2 protein-coding genes are annotated in these 2,985 nt (G+C 67.3%); one reads left to right on the forward strand and one right to left on the reverse strand.

Going from position 1 to position 2,985, the window contains the following annotated elements; all coding sequences use genetic code 11:
- Positions 1–20: 20 nt before the first annotated feature.
- Positions 21–2,036 carry an oxidoreductase gene (locus tag ACRDU5_RS12365; RefSeq protein ID WP_526614833.1) on the forward strand — a complete coding sequence of 672 codons (2,016 nt, stop codon included), beginning with the start codon at positions 21–23 and terminating at the stop codon, positions 2,034–2,036.
- A gap of 82 nt (positions 2,037–2,118) precedes the next feature.
- Here the strand turns inward: ACRDU5_RS12365 and cofH are convergent.
- Positions 2,119–2,985: 5-amino-6-(D-ribitylamino)uracil--L-tyrosine 4-hydroxyphenyl transferase CofH (gene cofH / locus ACRDU5_RS12370; RefSeq protein WP_526614831.1), on the reverse strand; the 867-nt coding region annotated here is incomplete at its 5' end.

The following is a 2,985-nucleotide window of genomic DNA, read 5'->3' on the forward strand; positions in this document are numbered from 1 at the left end:
GCGGCACTGAAGGAGAAGACGTGACCAACCCGTATCCAAATCTGTTGTCCCCGTTGGATCTCGGGTTCACCACTCTGCGCAACCGGGTGGTGATGGGCTCGATGCACACCGGCCTAGAGGACCGCGCCCGCGACACGGATCGGCTCGCCGCGTATTTCGCCGAACGTGCCCGCGGCGGTGTCGGCCTGATCATCACCGGCGGGTACGCCCCGAACCGGACCGGATGGCTGCTGCCGTTCGCGTCGCAGATGGTGTCGTCGTCGGACGCCCGCCGGCATCGGCGCATCACCGACGCGGTGCACGACGCAGGCGGCAAGATCCTGCTGCAGGTGCTGCACGCGGGACGCTATGCCTACCATCCTCTTTCGGTCAGCGCGTCGGCGGTCAAGGCGCCGATCAACCCGTTCCGGCCGCGGGCGTTGCGGGATGTCGACGGCACGATCAGCGACTTCGCACGCTGTGCCCAGCTGGCCCGCGACGCCGGGTACGACGGCGTCGAGATCATGGGCAGCGAAGGCTATCTGCTGAACCAATTCTTGGCACCCCGCACCAATAAGCGCACCGACGCCTGGGGCGGCACACCGGAGAAGCGCCAACGGTTTCCTGTTGAGATCGTGCGTCGCACCCGTGCGGCCGTCGGGCCGGACTTCATCATCTGCTACCGGATGTCGATGGCCGACTATGTGGAGGACGGCCAGAGCTGGGACGAAATCATCGCGCTGGCAACCGAAGTCGAGGCGGCCGGAGCCACGATGATCAATTCGGGGTTCGGCTGGCACGAGGCTCGGGTGCCGACGATCGTCACCTCCGTGCCCAACAGTGCCTTCGTCGACATCAGCAGCGCGGTGGCCGAACATGTGAGTATTCCGGTGGTGGCGTCCAACCGCATCAACATGCCGCAGGCCGCCGAGCAGATCCTCGCCGACACGCATGTCCAGCTGATCTCGATGGCGCGTCCACTGCTGTCCGATCCGGACTGGGTTCTCAAGGCGCAGGCCGACGTCGCCGACGAGATCAACACGTGCATCTCGTGCAACCAGGCGTGCCTGGACCATGCGTTCGTGCACAAGAAGGTGTCGTGCCTGCTCAACCCGCGGGCGGGCCGCGAAACCGACCTGATGCTCTCCCCCACCCGGCGCACTCGGCGGATCGCGGTGGTGGGCGCTGGGCCGGCGGGGCTGGCCGTCGCGGTGACTGCCGCACAGCGCGGTCATGAGGTCGCCCTGTTCGAGGCGAGCGACGTGGTCGGCGGCCAATTCGACATGGCCAGAAGGATTCCCGGTAAGGAGGAGTTCAACGAGACCATCCGCTACTACACCCGGATGCTAGACAAGCACGGCGTAGAAGTGCGGCTGAACACCCGGGCCGGTGTCGACGAATTAGCCGGGTTCGACGAGGTGGTGCTCGCCACCGGCGTGGCGCCCCGGATCCCCGACATCCCCGGCATCGACCATCCGATGGTGCTGTCCTACGCCGAGGCGATCCTGGGTAAGCCGGTCGGCAAGACGGTGGCGGTCGTCGGTGCCGGCGGCATCGGTTTCGACGTCAGCGAGTTCCTGGTCACGGACGAATCACCGACGCTGAACCTCAAGGAGTGGAAGGCCGAATGGGGCGCGGCCGACCCCCAGGAGGTGCGTGGCGCGTTGACGACGCCGATCCCCGCGCCGGCTGCGCGGGAGGTCTATCTGCTGCAGCGGACCAAGGGTGCGCAGGGTCGCGGTTTAGGCAAGACATCGGGCTGGGTGCACCGGGCATCGCTGAAGGCCAAGGGCGTTCGCCAGCTATCCGGCGTGAACTACGAACGCATCGACGACGACGGCCTGCACATCAGCTTCGGCCCGGATCGCTCCGACCGACGCCTGCTCGAGGTCGACAATGTGGTGATCTGCGCGGGCCAGGAGCCGGTGCGCGACCTCGAAGACGGCCTGCGGCGCAACGGCATTGAGCCGCACATCATCGGCGGGGCTGCGCTGGCCGTCGAGCTCGACGCCAAGCGGGCAATCCGCCAGGGCACCGAGCTCGCCGCCGATCTGTAGTCACCTCTCTTGCGCGAGCAGGCATAAAAGTCCCCGACACGCCGCGAAAATTGGGGCTTTTGCGTCTGCTCGCGGGAAGGAGTTACGCGGCCAGCGGGGCGTACGTGGTGGTGCGCTGGCGGGCGGGGCGGCCGATGCCCTCCGCAATGGCCACCAACTCCTCGACGGTCTTGGCCGAGCCGTACTCCGAGCCCGCCATCCGGGAGATGGTCTCCTCCATCAGCGTGCCCCCGAGGTCGTTCGCACCGCCGCGCAGCATCACCTGCGTGCGCTCGACGCCGAGCTTGACCCAGCTGGTCTGAATGTGAGAGATCCTGCCGTGCAACATGATCCGCGCCAGCGCATGAACGGCGCGGTTGTCGCGATGGGTCGGCCCGGGACGGGCCCCGCCGGCCAGATACAGCGGCGAGGACTGGTGCACGAACGGCAGCGGCACGAACTCGGTGAACCCGCCGGTGCGATCCTGGATGTCACGCAGCACCCGCAGGTGACCGACCCAATGTCGGGGGGTGTCGACGTGGCCGTACATCATCGTCGAACTCGACCGCAGCCCGACTTCGTGGGCTGTGGTGACGACCTCGATCCACATCGACGTGGGCAACTTGCCCTTGGTCAGGACCCAGCGCACCTCGTCGTCCAGGATCTCGGCGGCGGTGCCCGGGATGGTATCCAGCCCGGCCTCGCGCAGGCCGATCAACCACTCCCGGATGGACAGCCCGCTCTTGGTGACACCGTTGGCGATCTCCATCGGGGAGAACGCGTGCACGTGCATCGACGGCACCCGTTGTTTGACCGCGCGCACCAGATCGGCGTAGCCGGTGACCGGCAATTCCGGATCGATGCCGCCCTGCATGCACACCTCGGTCGCGCCGGCGACGTGCGCCTCCCACGCCCGGTCGGCGACCTCGGCGGTTGAGAGCGAGTAGGCGTCGGCATCGCCCTTGCGTTG

Origin of the sequence: Mycobacterium sp., from assembly GCF_050701515.1 — a bacterium.
Lineage (GTDB): Bacteria > Actinomycetota > Actinomycetes > Mycobacteriales > Mycobacteriaceae > Mycobacterium.